Genomic DNA, 16,044 nt, shown 5'->3' on the forward strand with positions numbered 1-16,044 from the left:
CCCCCAGCGCCAGCCCCCCCCCCGCAGCGGCGACCGGATTGGCATGGAATACGGCGGCAACGCCCGCCACAGCTGCGCTGACAGCTACAGCAACCGAGAACACGCTCACGGCCCAGCCGCCAGCACCGGACAGCCCCAGCGCCGACACCACCTGGCCGTTGGGCCGCGCCGTGGCGCAGATCCACGGGGTCTACATCCTGGCCGAGAACGCCCAGGGCATGGTGGTGGTGGACATGCACGCCGCGCACGAGCGCATCGTCTACGAGCGGCTGAAGGAACAGCTGGGCAACGACCAGCCGATCGCCAGCCAGCCGCTGCTGATCCCCGCCACCTTCGCCGCCACGCCGCAGGAAGTGGCCACGGCCGAGGCCCATGCCGACACCTTGCGCGTGCTGGGCCTGGAGGTCGTACCCTTCTCGCCCAAGACCCTGGCCGTGCGGGCCGTGCCCGCCACCCTGGCCCAGGGCGATGCGGTGGAACTGGCGCGCAGCGTACTGGCCGAGCTGGAACAACAGGACGCCAGCGGCGTGATCCAGCGCGCACGCAACGAAATCCTCGCTACCATGGCCTGCCACGGCGCCGTGCGCGCCAACCGACGACTGACTCTGGATGAAATGAACGCCTTGCTGCGACAGATGGAAACCACCGAACGCTCCGACCAATGCAACCACGGCCGCCCCACCTGGCGCCAGCTGAGCATGAAAGAGCTGGACGGCCTGTTCCTGCGAGGCCGCTGAACCACCATGGCGACCACCCTCCCCCCTGCCAAGGACGCCATCACCGTCCCCTTCTTCGCCCGCGTGCGCGCCGCGCTGGACAGCTTCTCGCCCACCGAGCGCAAGCTGGCCCAGGTGGTGCTGGACTACCCCATCAACCTGGCCGGCTACAGCGCCAGCGAGCTGGCCCAGCTGACCGGCGTGTCCAACGCCACCGTCACGCGCTTCATCCGCCGCCTGGGCTATGACAGCTACGAAGAGGCGCGCCGCACCGCGCGGCTGGAGGCCACCACCTCCGGCCTGCCACTGCCCAGTGCCGGAATCGCCCTGTCCCCCAGCACGCCCAACTGCGCGCTGCTGTGGCAGCAACTGCAGGACAACCTGACCGCCACGCTGGCGCAGATACCGGCCAGCACCATGGATGCCATGGCCTCGGCCCTGCACCAGGCACCGGCCATCTTCTGCGTGGGCCTGCAGCACAACCACATGCTGGCACGCTCGCTGCGCGGCCACCTGATGAGCAGCCTGGACAAGCCCGTCTACGGCGCGCCCGCCGCCGGCGAGACCATCGAGGACGTGCTGGCCCGCATCGCCCCGCGTGACATGGTGGTGCTGTTTGCCCTGGGCGGCATCCGGGCCGACATGGCCGACCTGTGCGAGCGCGCGCGCAAGCTGGGCGCCAAGCTGATCTGCATCACCGACACCGCCAGCCACGCCCCGCCGTCCGACTGGCTGCTGCGCTGCCACACCACGCCGCACGCGACCGAGGTGCGCCACCTCACCGACACCAGCGCCGCCCAGGCCCTGGCCTATGGCCTGGCGGCCCACACCATCCAGTGGGGCGCCATCCCGTTCGAGCTGATCTGAGGCTGCGGCAACGGCCTGGACGGTGACCGGCGTCTCCCTCCAAATCCGCCACCTCATTTTTCATAGCTGTCAGCGCTTGAAGCTTCAGGGCTTCAAGCGCTTTTTTATTGCAGCAGCATGACAGCCGCGCGCCACCAGCTTCCGTATCCATAGCAGCACCGCGCCAGGTCGCCATTCGTGCCACGCCATGACTGCCATCGCCGCATACGAGGCCCGGTCCACCTGGCACCAACCAGCTATCAATTCAGAAGCATTGAGCGCTCAACCACCTTGACCGGGTGGCATGCCCGCGTCTGCCGCAAACACACAAACTTGGTGCACGCATGCACCACAGAAAGGCATCTATGCACCAATCTTCTACAAGTCATGCCTGTTTTGGTGCATACATGCATACATTTTTGGCATAATTTTTTGCTGCGCTGCGGCGCTTTTGTTTTGTGCCCTGAAAGAACCACCTCATGAAGTACGCCACCCTCGAGCAATTCCTGCAAGACGTTGCCACGCGCAACCCTGGTCAACCCGAGTTCCTGCAAGCCGTCACGGAAGTGATGGAGTCGCTGTGGCCCTTCATCGAGAAGCACCCCAAGTACGCCGACAACGCCCTGCTGGAGCGCCTGGTTGAGCCCGAGCGCATCATCCAGTTCCGCGTCAGCTGGATGGACGACAAGGGCCAGGTGCAGGTCAACCGCGGCTTTCGCATCCAGCACAGCATGGCGATTGGCCCCTTCAAGGGCGGCATCCGCTTCCACCCCTCGGTGAACCAGTCGGTGCTGAAGTTCCTGGCCTTCGAACAGACCTTCAAGAACGCGCTGACCACACTGCCCATGGGCGGCGGCAAGGGCGGTTCGGACTTCGACCCCAAGGGCAAGAGCCCCGCGGAAGTCATGCGCTTCTGCCAGGCCTTCGTGACCGAGCTGTTCCGCCACGTCGGTCCTGACACCGATGTGCCTGCGGGCGACATCGGCGTAGGTGGCCGCGAAGTGGGCTTCATGGCCGGCATGTACAAGAAGCTGTCCAACAGCGCCGCCTGCGTGTTCACCGGCAAGGGCCTGACCTTCGGCGGCTCGCTGATCCGTCCTGAAGCCACCGGCTACGGCACCGTGTACTTCGCCGACGAAATGCTCAAGACCCGCGGCCTGTCCTTCGAGGGCAAGACCGTGTCCGTCTCCGGCTCGGGCAACGTGGCCCAGTACGCCGTGGAAAAGGCCATGCAGCTGGGCGCCAAGGTCGTGACCGTGTCCGACTCGTCCGGCACCGTCTACGACCCCAACGGCTTCACCACCGAGAAGCTGGCCACCCTCATGGAAATCAAGAACCACCAGTACGGCCGCGTCAGCGACTACGCGGCCCAGGTGCCCGGCGTGCAATTCCTGGCCGGCCAGCGCCCCTGGGGCATCAAGGTCGACGTGGCCCTGCCCTGCGCCACCCAGAACGAGCTGGACGCCGCCGATGCCCAGACCCTGATCGCCAACGGCGTGATCTGCGTGGCCGAAGGCGCCAACATGCCCTCGACCATCGAAGCCGCCAAGGCCTTCGAAGCCGCTGGCGTGCTGTATGCGCCCGGCAAGGCCTCCAACGCCGGTGGCGTGGCCACCTCGGGCCTGGAAATGTCGCAAAACGCGGCCCGCCTGAGCTGGCCCGCCGAGGAAGTCGACGCCCGCCTGCTGCAGATCATGCAAGGCATCCACGCCGCCTGCGTGAAGTACGGCAAGCGCGAAGACGGCTCCATCAGCTACATCGACGGTGCCAACATCGCCGGCTTTGTGAAGGTGGCCGAAGCCATGCAGGCCCAGGGCGTGATCTGAGCGCCAGCCGCGACGCTCGCACTCCCCACAAAAGGAACCCTCGGGTTCCTTTTTTGTGGCCAACGGGGACGGCCCGGAGCCCCTCCTCCGTTCATCGGGATGTCACATGCGCCCCCTACCCTGCGCCTTGTTATTGACTTCGATCAACAAGGAATTGCACGATGGAACGCCGCCGATTCATGGGTTGGGGATTGACTTCTGGCGCCCTGCTGGGCAGTACCGGGCTGCTGCCCCAGGTGCTGCAGGCCCAGACCGCCCCTGCCGCCATCACCCGCGACAGCGCCCGCGCCCTCTTGCCCTCGGGGGTGCAAAGCGGTGACGTGCTGGCCCACAGCGCCATCGTCTGGGCGCGCGCCAGCCGCGATGCCCGCATGTGGCTGGAGTGGTCCACCACCGCCAGCTTTGCCCAAAGCCAGCGCGTGCGCGGCCCCGACCTGCTGGCCAGCAGCGACGGCACGGGCCGCATCGACCTGCAGGGCCTGCCGGCCGGCCAGGACATTTTCTACCGCGTCACGCTGGAAGACTTTGCCAGCGCCAACGTGCGCTCGCCGGTGCAGCAGGGGCACTTCCGCACCCCGCAGGCCGCGCACCAGCCGGCACGCAAGGGCTTGCGCCTGGTGTGGAGCGGGGACACCGCCGGCCAAGGGTGGGGCATCAACGAGGACTTTGGCGGCATGCGCATCTACGAAGCCATGCGCCAGACCAACCCCGACGTGTTCGTGCACAGCGGCGACACCATCTACGCCGACGGCCCCATCCTGCCCGAAGTGCGCCTGCCCGATGGCACGCTGTGGAAGAACCTGGTCACGCCCGAGGTCGCCAAGGTGGCCGAAACCCTGAATGAATACCGGGGCCGCTACCGCTACAACCTGATGGATGCGAATGTGCGCGCCTTCGGCAGCGAAGTGGCGCAGATCTGGCAGTGGGACGACCACGAGGTCACCAACAACTACTCCAGCAGCAAGAGCCTGCTGGGCAACGCCGCCTACACCGAGAAGAACGTCGAGCTGCTCACCGCCCGCGGCCAGCGCGCCTTCATGGAATACGCGCCCCTGCGCCCGTTTGGCGCGGCCGAGTCCCAGCGCATCTATCGCGTGCTGCCGCAAGGCCCGCTGGCCGATGTGTTTGTGCTCGACATGCGCAGCTACCGCGGCCCCAACACCACCAATTTGCAGACCCAGGAAAGCGCCGACACCGACCTGCTGGGCCGCCCGCAGATCGAGTGGCTGATCCAGGGGCTCAAGGCCAGCCAGGCCACCTGGAAGCTGATTGCCTGCGACATGCCCATTGGCCTGTTTGTGCCCGATGGCAAGGATGAACAAGGTGTTTCGCGCTGGGAGGCCGTGGCCAACGGCGAGCACGGCACGCCCAAGGGGCGCGAGCTGGAGATGGCGCGCCTGCTCAAGGGCATCAAGGAGGCGGAGATCAAAAACCTGGTCTGGCTGACGGCCGACGTGCACTACACCGCCGCCCACCACTACAGCCCCGAGCGCGCGCAGTTCCAGGACTTCGATCCGTTCTGGGAATTCGTCTCCGGCCCGTTGAACGCCGGCACCTTCGGCCCTAACCAGGCCGACAAGACCTTTGGCCTGGAGGTGGTCTACAGCAAGGCCTCGCCCCGCCCGAATGCCGCGCCCAGCGAGGGCTACCAGTTCTTTGGCCAACTGGACATCGACCACCGCAGCCAGGCGCTGACCGTGACGCTCAAAGACCTGAACGGCCAGTCGCTCTACACCCAGACGCTGGAGCCCCAGCGCAGCTGAGCCGCAGCCCCCCAAGGCCGGTGCCCCAGCGCAAGGGCACCGGCCTCCCTGTCCAGGCTCTGAGGTCGAACGCGGGCACAGCGCCGTCCCCCAACCGCACGCCCAGCGCCAGCCGGGGGCGGAGGGCCCGGTCCCTGCCAAGTGCCCAACGGCGCTGGACCGCACACCAGGGCCAGGCATCTTCCCCGAAAAGGCCTCCAGCCCTTGCCCAATGCGCGCAGGCAGCTATGGTTTCCATACCTCAGAACGCCCCTGGGTTGAACCGCTGCAGGTATAAACGCCGCCCACACCAGCCAGACCCCACGGTCTGCCTGCGTGCCTCCCACACCGTGGCCCATCCCGCTGCGGTGTGCGTGATCGTTTGCCGGGCCCAGGCCCGGCTTTGCTTTTTCCGAGTGTGACGTGACAGTTTTTTCCCCCAAGACCCTGGCCGCCTGCGGCCTGTTCGCCTTCTCCAGCACCGCTCTGGCCGATGCCAGCGCGGTCACCTTCTACGGCCGTCTGGACACAGCCCTGGAATCCACCCAGACCGGCCACCGCCGCGTGCACGGCCTGAGCAGCAGCGACGCCTACCTCGGTTTCAAGGGCGTGGAAGCCCTGGGCCAGGGCCTGAAGGCCGGCTTCGTGCTGGAAAGCGCCATCCAGACCGATGACGGCGCCACCAGCCAGGCCGGCAGCTTCTTCAGCAACCGCAGCGAAGTGTTCCTGGAAGGCGCATTCGGCACCGTGCGCATGGGCCGCTTCTTCAACCCCTCGTACTACGCCGTGGCCGACCGCACCAGCCTGCACAACGAGGACTACGGCATCAGCGCCGATGCGCTGTACGCCGGTGTGGAAAACGCCGCCAACCGCCTGGGCTACAGGTCGCCCACACGGCATGGCCTGACGCTGGAATCCACCGTCAGCTTCCACGAGCGCGACGCCGCCCACCAGGGCCACAACGCCTATGACCTGGCCGCCAACTACGAGCGTGGCCATTGGTCCTTCGGCGCCGGTTACGGCGCATGGGCCGATGCCCGGCAGTACGCTGTGCGCGCCACCTGGACCCAGGGCGACTGGACCGTCTCGGGCTACCACCAGCGCAGCCAGGACCTGGTCGCCGGGGTGCAGGCCAAGACCCAGGTGACCCGCGCCGCCGTGGCCTATGCGATGGGCGCCGGCGAGCTGCACGCCAACTTCGGCCACGCCAACGCCCCCGGCCAGGCCGAGGCCGACCAGTGGACCGTGGGCTACAACCACCACCTGAGCGCGCGCACCAAGCTCTACGCCTTCTACACCGTGCTGCAAAACCGCCACGGCGCGCACTTTGCCGCCGAGGACCTGGCCGCGGGCGAAGACCGCAAGTCGCTGTCGGTGGGCATCCGCCACCACTTCTGAGGCCGGCCGACAGCGGGCGTCCCCACAAAAAAAGCAGCCTGCGGGCTGCTTTTTTGATGACTTGGGATGGGAACGCTCAGGCGCGCAGCAAGGCGGCATCGCACCAGCGCTGTGCCACCTTCAGCGTGGTGGTGCAGACCGCTTCGTGCGTCACCGTGGTCACGGCGCGCTCCAGCAGTTGGATGTCGGCCTCGTGCTGGCGTGCCACGTGCGGGTCTTCGAAGAAGATCACGCGCTGGCAGCGGCGCTCCAGCACCAGATCGGCAATCTGCGCATCGCCCCCCAGCGGGCCGCTGTTGTAGCGGTCCACCCAGGGCAGGTCCTGCGGCCAGCCCTTGCTCCAGGCCAGTTCGTTGAGCTTCTGGCCCGTGGTGCCCGTGCCCACGCGGCGGCGAAAGCGCGACAGCAAGGCAAAGTTCTGCGCCGCAAACTCCAGCATCTGCGGCTTGAGCGCATCGTGGGCAATCAGCGCCAGGGTCTGGTTCTCGTAGTCGTGGAAACGATCGGCATTGCGATCCTGGGGCAGGCCGGCATGGATGCGCTCCATCTCGATCCAGTCGCGCGCGCTGGCCACCGTGGACAAAAAGGCCTTGCCGTGGATCACGCACTGGCGCTTGAGGGCCAGCGCCTCGGGGAAGATGGAGGACGGGTCCACCGGGTCGGTCAGGTAGATGGCGGCGTCCAGCGTGCGCCCGTCGCCCATGCCCACCACCTCGGCCACCAGCTTCATCAGCCCGCCCTCGCGGCCATAGGGGTAGCGCACCAGCTGGGGGTATCGGTGCAGCATGTCGGCCGCCGCGATGGCATCATAGGTGCGGCCCACGGCATGCAGGCCCAGCTGCAGCTCACGGATGCCGGGTTCGATGGCGCGCAGCAGTGCGAACAGCGCAGCGTCCTCGGTCTGGTGATGGAGTCGGTTGGCAGCAAGCCCGATCAGCATGGTCACATTCATCCTTGGTCAACGCCTGCACGGCCGCGCGCAAGCTTGCCGGCAAGCATAGTCCCAAACCACCCTGTTTTGCGTCACCACCACCATGAAACTGCGCCACCTGATCTGGGCCACCGCCGTCGCCACCGCACTGTCCGTGGCCGGCTGCTCTGCGCTGGATGCCAAGCAGCGCGCCATGATCTTCCAGCCCAGCGACCGCGTCTGGCAGCGTGCCGACATGGCGGGCATGCAGGACGTGTGGATCGACTTCCACAGCCAGGCCGACCAGCAGGCCGTGCGCCTGCACGGCCTGTGGCTCGCCCAGAAAAATCCCCGCGCACCCGTGCTGCTGTACCTGCACGGCGCGCGCTGGAACGTCACCGGCTCCACCCTGCGCATGCGCCACATGCACGCCCTGGGCTTTGCCGTGCTGGCCATCGACTACCGCGGCTTCGGCCAGACCCAGCCGGCCAGCCTGCCCTCGGAGATCAGCGCCCGCGAAGACGCGCTGGCCGCCTGGCACTGGCTGGCGCAACAGCACCCCCAGACGCCACGCTTCATCTTCGGCCACTCGCTGGGCGGGGCCATCGCCATCGACCTGGCCACGCGCGTCGACGACGAACAGGGCCTGGTGGTGGAAGGCACCTTCACCAACATCCGGGACATGGCGCGCAACTTCCAGTGGGGCTGGCTGCCGCTGGGGCCGCTGATCACGCAGAAATTCGACTCGCTGGACAAGGTGGCCCACATCGGCGCGCCGCTGCTGGTGGTGCACGGCAGCGCCGATACGCTGGTGCCCCCGGCCCTGGGCCAGCAGCTGTACGACGCCGCCGTGCCGCCCAAGCAGTGGGTGCTGGTGCAAGGCGGCACGCACCACAACACCAACAGCCTGGGCCAGGCCCAGTACCGCGCCGCCCTGGCCGCGTGGTTGGCGCCTAAAAATCCATAGCTGTTCGCGCTTGCCTGGCAAGCGCCAGAGGCATTTTTTGCCACTGTCTTAAACAAGCGACACCACGCCCAGGTGCAACTGCTAACCTGCGCGGCGGCCGGTCCCCATGGCCTGCCGCCCGTTGGTTTCACTTCGCACTGGTTGTTCGTGTCTTCTGTTTCCCCTCCCGCCGCCGCGCGCGCGGCCATGTCCCCCGTGTTCGTCATCGCCATGCTGGCCCTGCTGCTGGGCCTGCAGCCGCTGACGACCGACCTGTACCTGCCGGCTCTGCCCCTGCTGACCGAACAGCTGGGCGCCAGCGTGGCCCAGACCCAGACCACCTTTACCGCGCTGCTGCTGGCCTTTGGCGGCTCGCAGCTGCTGTGGGGCCCGCTGTCCGACCGCTGGGGCCGCCGCCCCATCCTGCTGACCGGCATCGGCCTGTACGTGCTGGCGGCCGTGGGCTGCGCGTTGGCGCCCGACATGCACAGCCTCATCGTGCTGCGGGTGCTGCAGGGCGCCGCCCTGGGCGCGGCCGTCATGGCGGCGCGCGCCATCGTGCGCGACCTGTACCAGCCCGTGGAAGGGGCGCAGGTCATGTCCAAGGCTCTGACCGGCCTGGGCGTGCTGGCCTGCAGCAGCCCGCTGCTGGGCAGCCTGCTGGCCACCCACCTGGGCTGGCGCGCCACCATGGTCACCCTGGCGCTGGCCGGCAGCGGGGCCTGGTTGCTGGTGTGGCTGCATTTCCAGGAAAGCGTGCAGCACTTCAACCCGCACGCCCTGCGCCCGCGGCTGCTGTGGCAGAACTGGCGCCGCATCCTCAGCCACCCCACCTTCCTGGCCTACACGGCCACCACCAGCTGTTCGTTCGCCGGGCTGGTGGTGTTCCTGACCGGCTCGCCCTTCGTGTTCATGGGCGTGCTGGGCTGGAGCGCGCAGGACATCGGCCTGCTGCTGGCCGCCAACGGCATGGTCTACATCGGCGGCACCATCCTGTGCCGCCGCCTGCTGGTGCGCTGGGGCGTGCGCCGCACCGTGGCCGTGGCCGGCGGCCTGGCCCTGCTGTGCGCCGTGCTGCTGGCGGCGCTGGCCTGGGCCGGCGTGCGCAGCGGCCTGGCCTATGCTGCGGTGTGCATGCTGTACCCGGTGGCCCACGGCATCCAGCAGCCCTGTGGGCAAAGCGGCGCGGTCAGCAGCTTTCCGCAGGCGGCGGGCACGGCCTCGGCCCTCAACGGTTTCATCATGATGGTGTGCGCCTTTGCCACCGGGCAGGTGCTGGGCCGCAGCTTCAATGGCACTGTGTACCCCTTGGTTTTCGGGCTGGGCCTGTGGTGCCTGGCCGCAGCCTTGGCATCATGGACGCTGGTGCGCCGCTATGGCGCCTCCGGCGCGGCCACTTCGGCCTGATGCGCGCCGGGCTGGCTTCAACCCTTTCCTGCCCCCTGCCTTGACTGCGTCCCCCCACCCTCTGCCCTGCATTGCGATTGCAGGCCCCACGGCTTCCGGTAAAACCAACGGCGCGCTGGCCCTGGCCGCCGTCCTGGCCCAGCGCGGCCAACCCAGTGAAATCATCAGCGTGGACTCGGCCCTGGTCTACCGCAGCATGGACATCGGCACCGCCAAACCCAGCCTGCAGGAGCGGGCCGCCGTGCCCCACCACCTGATCGACATCCTCGACCCGCTGCAGTCGTACAGCGCGGCCGAGTTCGTGCAGGACACCCAGCGCCTGGTCGCTGAGATCCGCGCACGCGGCGCCATCCCGCTGCTGGTGGGCGGCACCATGCTGTATTTCAAGGCGCTGCTCGACGGCATCGACGACATGCCTGCCGCCGACCCCGAGGTGCGCGCCCGGCTGGACGCCCAGGCCGCCAGCATCGGCTGGCCTGCCATGCATGCCGAACTGGCCCAGGTGGACCCGGAAACCGCCGCCCGCCTGGCGCCCGGCGACAGCCAGCGCATCCAGCGCGCACTGGAGGTGTGGCACATCTCTGGCCAGCCACTGTCCAGCTTTCACCAAGCAAAAAAGAGAGCTGAAAACGCACAGCCCGCCTTCGATTGCACACTGTTTTCGCTGGAACCCAGTGACCGCGCCTGGCTGCACGCCCGCATCGCCCAGCGCTTCCAGGCGATGCTGGACGCCGGCTTCATCGACGAAGTGCAAGCCCTGCGCGCGCGCGGCGACCTGCACCCCGACCTGCCCAGCATGCGCTGCGTGGGCTACCGCCAGGTCTGGGAAGAGCTGGACTGGCAGGTCCGCAAGAACACCCCGCAACTGAACATGCACCTGGTGCGCGAAAAGGGCATTGCCGCCACGCGCCAGTTGGCCAAGCGCCAGATCACCTGGCTGCGCAGCATGCCCCAGCGCCACACCATCGCCTGCGACGACCCGCTGGCCACCATGCAACTGGTCCAGGCCGCGCTGCAGTGCCTGCCGGCCTGACCAGCCCCCGGACCACACAGGCAAGGGGACACGCACCAGCCTTCCCGGTGCAGGACCGGGCTGGCCCCGGCCAAGGATGGGGCGATGGCCCGGCCCACTGCGCCCGGTCCAATGACCGAGGCCTTCGGAGGCCTGTCGGTGCCCCCTGTGCCTGGACACCCCCGCCTGCCAGGGCGACACTTACCTCTGCTTACCGGCACCGGCCGCCGAGGCCTTAGCCTTGGACCAGGAGTTGCCCATGAAAACCATGACCCTTTGCGCCACCGCCCTGTGCCTTGCACTGGCCCTGGGTGGCTGCGCCCAGCGCGCGCAGTACTACCAGCCCTCGGACACCAGCGCCCGCAGCGGCAGTGGCATCACCGTGTATGGCGAGATCGACGCCAGCGTGGTGCATTCGCGCTGAGCGCGCTGGACACACACCCCACGCCACAGGCTCCGTGCGTGTGGGCGATGCCGCATGTGTACGCACACAGTGCAAGCACCAACTTTCAGCACAACCCCTGCCATTCCACAGCCTGGATGCACGTCCCAGCGCTGCGGGCTCCTGCGCCGCGCAACCCGTGCGGGCGGGAAGCCCGGTATCATCCCCGTCCACTGCCTCCCACGAGGCGGTAACCACGTTATCGGTGCCCAGGTCGGTCACGCCCTGGGTTAAACGGGAAACAGGTGCGCGCCATCCCCCGATGGATGCAATGCCTGTGCTGCCCCCGCAACGGTAAGTGCGAGTCTGTGGAACCTGTGCCACTGGGACGACAACGTCCTGGGAAGGCGTTCCACATGTCCGGTTAACCGGACCAACGCACCAGCCCGGAGACCGGCCGAAACGTACAGAGTCGGATGCGCTGCGGGGTGGCAGCGACGAGTGCGGCATGTTGGCTGCCTTCAGCAGCCCCCTTCCCCGAACGCGGTGCATCCATGTACGCAACGCCGCCGCCTGCGGGGACGCAGGATCGCGGCCTGATGAGTGATGTCCATGCCCTTCCGTCCTTCCCCCTGTTCCCTGGCTGTGGGAACCGCCCTGTCCTTGCTGGCGGCCCCTGCCAGCGCCCAGTCCAGCCTCAGCGAGCCCATCGTGGTCTCGGCCACACGCATCGACATGCACGACCAGGATGCGCCCTATGCGTCCGAGGTGCACACCCGCAGCGACATCGAGCGCTCAGGCGCGCATTCGCTGTTCGACTATCTGGCGCAGCAAAGCTCGCTGCAGATCAGCCCCAGCTACGGCAACCGCTACACCCCGCAGATCAGCATGCGGGGCTATGGCAATGACGGCTCCAGAACCTGGTGATCTCGGTCGATGGCCGTCGGCTCAACAACATCGACTCCATCCCGCAGCTCATCGGCTCGATCTCGCTCAGCGACATCGAGCGCATCGAAATCACCAAGGGCAGCGGCGCCGTGATGTTCGGTGACGGCGCCACCGCCGGCACGATCCAGATCTACACCAAGCCGCGCAGCGGCGTCAGCCTGGAAACCTATGCGGGCGATCACGGGCAACGCGGCGCCATCGCCTCGGCAGGCCTGGTCCGCGAGCGCTTCGATCTGTCGGCCACCCTGGACCACAGCCATGTGAACGGTTTCAGCAGCCCCGACCCCACGGGCCACCGGGACCAATCGGAAGCCAACACCTGGCGTGTGGCCGGTGCCCTCAAGCCGGTGGAAGGCCTGCGCCTGGACATGGAGGCCGGCGCCTCGCACATCGACACGCGCTACCCGAATCCGCTGACGCAGGCACAGTTCAACGCCCACCCCGGCATGCACACCGGCGCTGCCTACACCCAGCAGAAGCTGCAAAGCGACCACTGGAGCCTGGGTGCCGAGTACCGCGTGAACCGCCAGTGGAAGCTGTCGGCCCGCCACCACGATGAGGACAAGTCCTCGCTGTTCCCCAGCTTTCCCCCCGCCGCCCAGTACCGCTATGCGTCCAACGAAGTGGCGGCGCAGTACCAGCACGATGCGCTGATCCTGAATGCGGGTTATCAGAACTTCGATGGCCAACGCACGCAATCCGGCAGCACCACCAAGCACAACCGCGGCCTGTTCCTGCAGGGGCAGTACATGCTGGAGGCGCTCACCCTGTCCGCCGGCATCCGCCGCGAGGAAGTCACCTACCGCCACAACCCGCTCAGCGGCCAGTCCCTGCAATCCGAGCAGCGCCTGACCTCGTGGGAGCTGGGTGCCAACCACCGCCTGTCGCCGCAGCTGGCACTGTTTGCGAACTACAGCGATGCCTTCGTCACCCCGGACGTGGATCGTTTCTTCTTCACCGACTGGAGCTCGGGCTCGCCCGTCACCGCCTTCAACGGCTTCATCGAACCCGCCAAGGCGCGCACGCTGACCGTGGGCGCCAACCACCAGACGGCACGCCACCGCCTGAAACTGTCGGCCTTCTACGCCAAGCTCTCGAACGAGATCTACTACTTCGAGACCGGTCCGTTCTCCGGCATCAACACCAACATCGACCAATCCCACAAGTACGGCCTGGAGCTACAGGACCGCGTGCAGATCACCCCGCGGCTGTCCGGCCACATCAACTACGCCTGGACACGCGCCATCATCGACCGCGAGAACGACGGCGGCGGCGCTTTCGATGGCAAGGAGTTGCCGGGCGTGTCGCGCCACAGCGTGGTGCTGGGCCTCAACCTGCGCGTCGCGGAGCGTGGCAACCTGCACCTGTCGCACACCTGGCGCAGCAGCACCTGGGCCGCGGGCGACTTTGACAACAACAACGCCCAGCGGCAGAAAGCCTTCCAGAGCACGGACCTGACCTACCGCCACCAGCTGGACAAGCACCTGGACATGTACGTGGGCGTCAGCAACCTGCTGGACCGCAAGAACGGCATCTGGGTGCGCGACGACGCCATCTACCCCGTGCAGTTCGAGCGCACCTGGAAACTGGGCGCACGCGTGCAGTTCTGACCCCGTGCCCCTGCCGCGCCCACGCCCGGGCGTGGTACAGCAGTGGGACATCCCCACCGACCCCATGCCCCGCATGCCCCATGCGACCAGCGACGGCCAGAGCGCCGCACTGGCCGCTTGGGGCAGGTGCAAGACCCAGCCTTCAGCGCCCGGCAGGTGGCGTGCCTCACCCAGCGCCACACCGTCGGTGCCTCGGTGCAGACACCGTGCACGGCCTGCGCCCCGCACGACCTCTCCAGCCCAAAGGCGTGCCAGACGCAGACCAAATCGGACCCACTCGATGGCCGGTACCCTGCCCCACCACCACGCCATCCCGCCCGCCAGCACACCGTCCGCCTGATTTAGGTACAGTGATGCCCCCTGCACGCCCTGCGTGCCCGCCGAAAAGAACACCATGACCCAAGATCCACAGCGCCAGAGCGAACTCAAAAAAATCGAAATGTGCGATGCCTGCGCCGGCATCCAGCGCAGCTGGCGCAAAGCCCCCGGCCACGTCGAGCTGGCCCAGGGCAGCAACTACAAGCGCGAACGTGCCACTGGCATGGTCACCGTCACCCGCTACGTCTGCGAGCGCTGCGGCACCAACTGGGAATACGAGAACGACAAGAACAACATGCACGCCGGTTGGTCCCTGACCGGCCGCCGTCCCACCAAAGACTGAAATTTTCAAAAAAGATAGCTGGTCGCTCAGTATCTACAAGCTGCACTGCCCAAAAAGGCAAAAATGGGGCATGCCCGTCGCACCGCCAGGCCCATGCCCCACGCTCCATCGCTTTCTGCCTTGCAGCATTGCGGAGGCTGTCGGAACTGGCAGGCGCGCAACGGCTGGGTCTTCGCGGGGCTACGCTCTCGCCCCAATTTCAGCCACCATGTCCGTCAAGACAGCGGCTGGCACCGTGCGGCAGTCGAATCCACCCCGGTAGGTTTTTTTCAGCATCGGCGCGTGTGGCTGGCCGCAGGTGTGACCGTCATCGGTGCTACCGCTGACTGCGGCTGCATGGTTGTCAGTGCCCCACCAACTGCGCATGTTCTGTGACCAGGGCTACCTGTGCAGAGGATTTTCCCCACGCGGTCTTGGGCATCGGGCTGCACGCCACCACCACGGCCCGGCCACCGTAGACGGCAACATCGCCCTGGCACGCCACCGCATCAAAGCCATCGGATCGGGAATGCCCAGGCCATCCACCAAGCTTGCGAACGCTGACGGATTGCGATCTTGGCCTGCGCAGCATGCGGCACAGACAGACCCAGGGTTGCAGGTGCAGGGGCAGGGGCAGGGGCCACCGCAGTGTTGACCGACACCGCGGGTGCTATCGCCCCTCTCAGAACCCCGCGCCCGGCTGGCTCAGATAGGCCTTCTCGGCAGCCGTGCTCTCGCGCCCCAGGATGGGATTGCGGTGCGGGAAACGTCCGTACTGCGCAATCACCTCGCGGTGCTTGTGCGCATAGTCCAGCGTGACCTGGAAAAACTCGCGCAGCTGCGGGGGCGCGTTGCGCTGCAGCTCTTCGAAGGCCACCACGCTGCTCTCTTGCATCGCCAGATTCTCGGCATGCTCCAGTGGCAGATAGACAAAAATGCGCGCCATCTCCGGGATGCTGGGGTCCTGGTCCCAGCCCCGGTCAATGCCCTGCAAGGCCAGCGCCAGCGCCTTGGCATCGCCGGCAAAGCTCTTGGGCGTGCCGCGGTAGGCGTTGCGCGTGAACTGGTCCAGCACAATCAGCAGCGCCAGCCATCCCAGCGGGGACTCCAGCCCCTCGCCGTCCAGCTTGCCCGCCAGCGCCTCCTGCAGCACCGCACCAAACAGGTGGCGGATTTCCTCGTCCACCTCTTCCGATTTGGTGAACCACAGCGCCTGGCGCGTCTGCGCACTGGCGTTGGTGGGCAACTCCGCCCCCAGCCAATACTCCAGCACCTGCGACAGGCGAGGATCCAGCACCGACGCGATCGGCAGTGCCCAGGGTTTGGAAGGGATGGACATGTGCAAACTCCTTGTCATCTGTAATCTCATGCGGCCCGTGCGGCCTGCGCCCATGGTGCATGCCTTGCGCCCCCCATGCAAGGCAAGACCGACCGTGGGGGGACGCTGTAGAACCACAACGCAGGTGATCAAGGCACCCTGCGGGCACAGCAAACGCGCGACTGCCACGTCGGCCTGGGCCGAACGGACTGCGCAACGCCCGCCAGCACCGCCACATTTTCGATGGTGCGGCCTGAGCCCACGGTCTGCAGGTGCTGTAACCGCAAGCCCGGCCGCTTCGCCCACCCCGACAATGGCCTGAGAGCTGCCATGGGGACACGGC

13 protein-coding genes, 1 pseudogene and 1 riboswitch are annotated in these 16,044 nt (G+C 67.2%); of the genes and pseudogenes, 12 read left to right on the top strand and 2 right to left on the bottom strand.

Annotated features, from left to right (window positions below; all coding sequences use genetic code 11):
• From FYM52_RS17460 to FYM52_RS17480, 5 genes and pseudogenes are all read left to right on the top strand, one after another.
• Nucleotides 1-737 (top strand): annotated as a pseudogene (locus FYM52_RS17460) (DNA mismatch repair endonuclease MutL); the annotation flags it as partial.
• A gap of 6 nt (nucleotides 738-743) precedes the next feature.
• Nucleotides 744-1,583, top strand: a complete 840-nt coding sequence (locus FYM52_RS17465; RefSeq protein ID WP_154165007.1) for a MurR/RpiR family transcriptional regulator — start codon at nucleotides 744-746, stop codon at nucleotides 1,581-1,583.
• Between the two features lie 458 nt (nucleotides 1,584-2,041).
• Nucleotides 2,042-3,388 carry an NADP-specific glutamate dehydrogenase gene (gene gdhA / locus FYM52_RS17470; RefSeq protein WP_045267248.1) on the top strand — a complete coding sequence of 449 codons (1,347 nt, stop codon included), beginning with the start codon at nucleotides 2,042-2,044 and terminating at the stop codon, nucleotides 3,386-3,388.
• A 161-nt stretch (nucleotides 3,389-3,549) separates the two neighbouring features.
• On the top strand, nucleotides 3,550-5,151 hold the full coding sequence (locus FYM52_RS17475) for an alkaline phosphatase (protein WP_154165008.1): 1,602 nt from the start codon (nucleotides 3,550-3,552) through the stop codon (nucleotides 5,149-5,151).
• Nucleotides 5,152-5,553: 402 nt separating this feature from the next.
• Complete coding sequence (locus FYM52_RS17480; protein WP_154165009.1) at nucleotides 5,554-6,528, top strand: porin; 975 nt, start codon at nucleotides 5,554-5,556, stop codon at nucleotides 6,526-6,528.
• Between the two features lie 76 nt (nucleotides 6,529-6,604).
• Here the strand turns inward: FYM52_RS17480 and FYM52_RS17485 are convergent, their stop codons facing one another.
• Complete coding sequence (locus FYM52_RS17485; RefSeq protein WP_154165014.1) at nucleotides 6,605-7,468, bottom strand: methylglyoxal synthase; 864 nt, start codon at nucleotides 7,466-7,468, stop codon at nucleotides 6,605-6,607.
• Between the two features lie 94 nt (nucleotides 7,469-7,562).
• Between FYM52_RS17485 and FYM52_RS17490 the strand changes: the two genes are divergently transcribed.
• The 7 genes from FYM52_RS17490 to FYM52_RS17515 all read left to right on the top strand — a co-directional run bounded on the left by FYM52_RS17490 (nucleotide 7,563) and on the right by FYM52_RS17515 (nucleotide 14,404).
• Nucleotides 7,563-8,405: an alpha/beta hydrolase gene (locus FYM52_RS17490; RefSeq protein WP_154165010.1), complete on the top strand. Its 843-nt coding sequence runs from the start codon at nucleotides 7,563-7,565 to the stop codon at nucleotides 8,403-8,405.
• Nucleotides 8,406-8,552: 147 nt separating this feature from the next.
• Nucleotides 8,553-9,791 (top strand): multidrug effflux MFS transporter, encoded by a 1,239-nt coding sequence (locus FYM52_RS17495; RefSeq protein ID WP_162524771.1) that lies wholly within the window; start codon nucleotides 8,553-8,555, stop codon nucleotides 9,789-9,791.
• Nucleotides 9,760-10,824 carry a tRNA (adenosine(37)-N6)-dimethylallyltransferase MiaA gene (gene miaA, locus FYM52_RS17500; RefSeq protein WP_154165011.1) on the top strand — a complete coding sequence of 355 codons (1,065 nt, stop codon included), beginning with the start codon at nucleotides 9,760-9,762 and terminating at the stop codon, nucleotides 10,822-10,824. Before FYM52_RS17495 ends, miaA begins: the two co-directional genes overlap by 32 nt.
• Before the next feature lie 238 nt (nucleotides 10,825-11,062).
• Nucleotides 11,063-11,227, top strand: a complete 165-nt coding sequence (locus FYM52_RS17505) for a hypothetical protein (protein WP_154165012.1) — start codon at nucleotides 11,063-11,065, stop codon at nucleotides 11,225-11,227.
• A gap of 204 nt (nucleotides 11,228-11,431) precedes the next feature.
• A riboswitch (cobalamin riboswitch) is annotated at nucleotides 11,432-11,662 on the top strand.
• Nucleotides 11,663-11,797: 135 nt separating this feature from the next.
• On the top strand, nucleotides 11,798-12,112 hold the full coding sequence (locus tag FYM52_RS19070; protein ID WP_202981147.1) for a TonB-dependent receptor plug domain-containing protein: 315 nt from the start codon (nucleotides 11,798-11,800) through the stop codon (nucleotides 12,110-12,112).
• Complete coding sequence (locus FYM52_RS17510; protein ID WP_202981148.1) at nucleotides 12,109-13,743, top strand: TonB-dependent receptor domain-containing protein; 1,635 nt, start codon at nucleotides 12,109-12,111, stop codon at nucleotides 13,741-13,743. Before FYM52_RS19070 ends, FYM52_RS17510 begins: the two co-directional genes overlap by 4 nt.
• Nucleotides 13,744-14,137: 394 nt before the next feature.
• A complete protein-coding gene (locus FYM52_RS17515) occupies nucleotides 14,138-14,404 on the top strand; it encodes a hypothetical protein (protein WP_154165013.1) in 267 nt (88 codons plus the stop codon).
• Nucleotides 14,405-15,065: 661 nt separating this feature from the next.
• Here the strand turns inward: FYM52_RS17515 and FYM52_RS17520 are convergent.
• Nucleotides 15,066-15,722, bottom strand: coding sequence for a DUF924 family protein (locus tag FYM52_RS17520; RefSeq protein WP_042415303.1), 657 nt, complete (start codon nucleotides 15,720-15,722; stop codon nucleotides 15,066-15,068).
• Nucleotides 15,723-16,044: the final 322 nt, after the last annotated feature.

The sequence above is a fragment of the Comamonas sp. CAH-2 genome (assembly GCF_009668305.1).
GTDB classification, from domain to species: domain Bacteria; phylum Pseudomonadota; class Gammaproteobacteria; order Burkholderiales; family Burkholderiaceae_C; genus Comamonas; species Comamonas aquatica.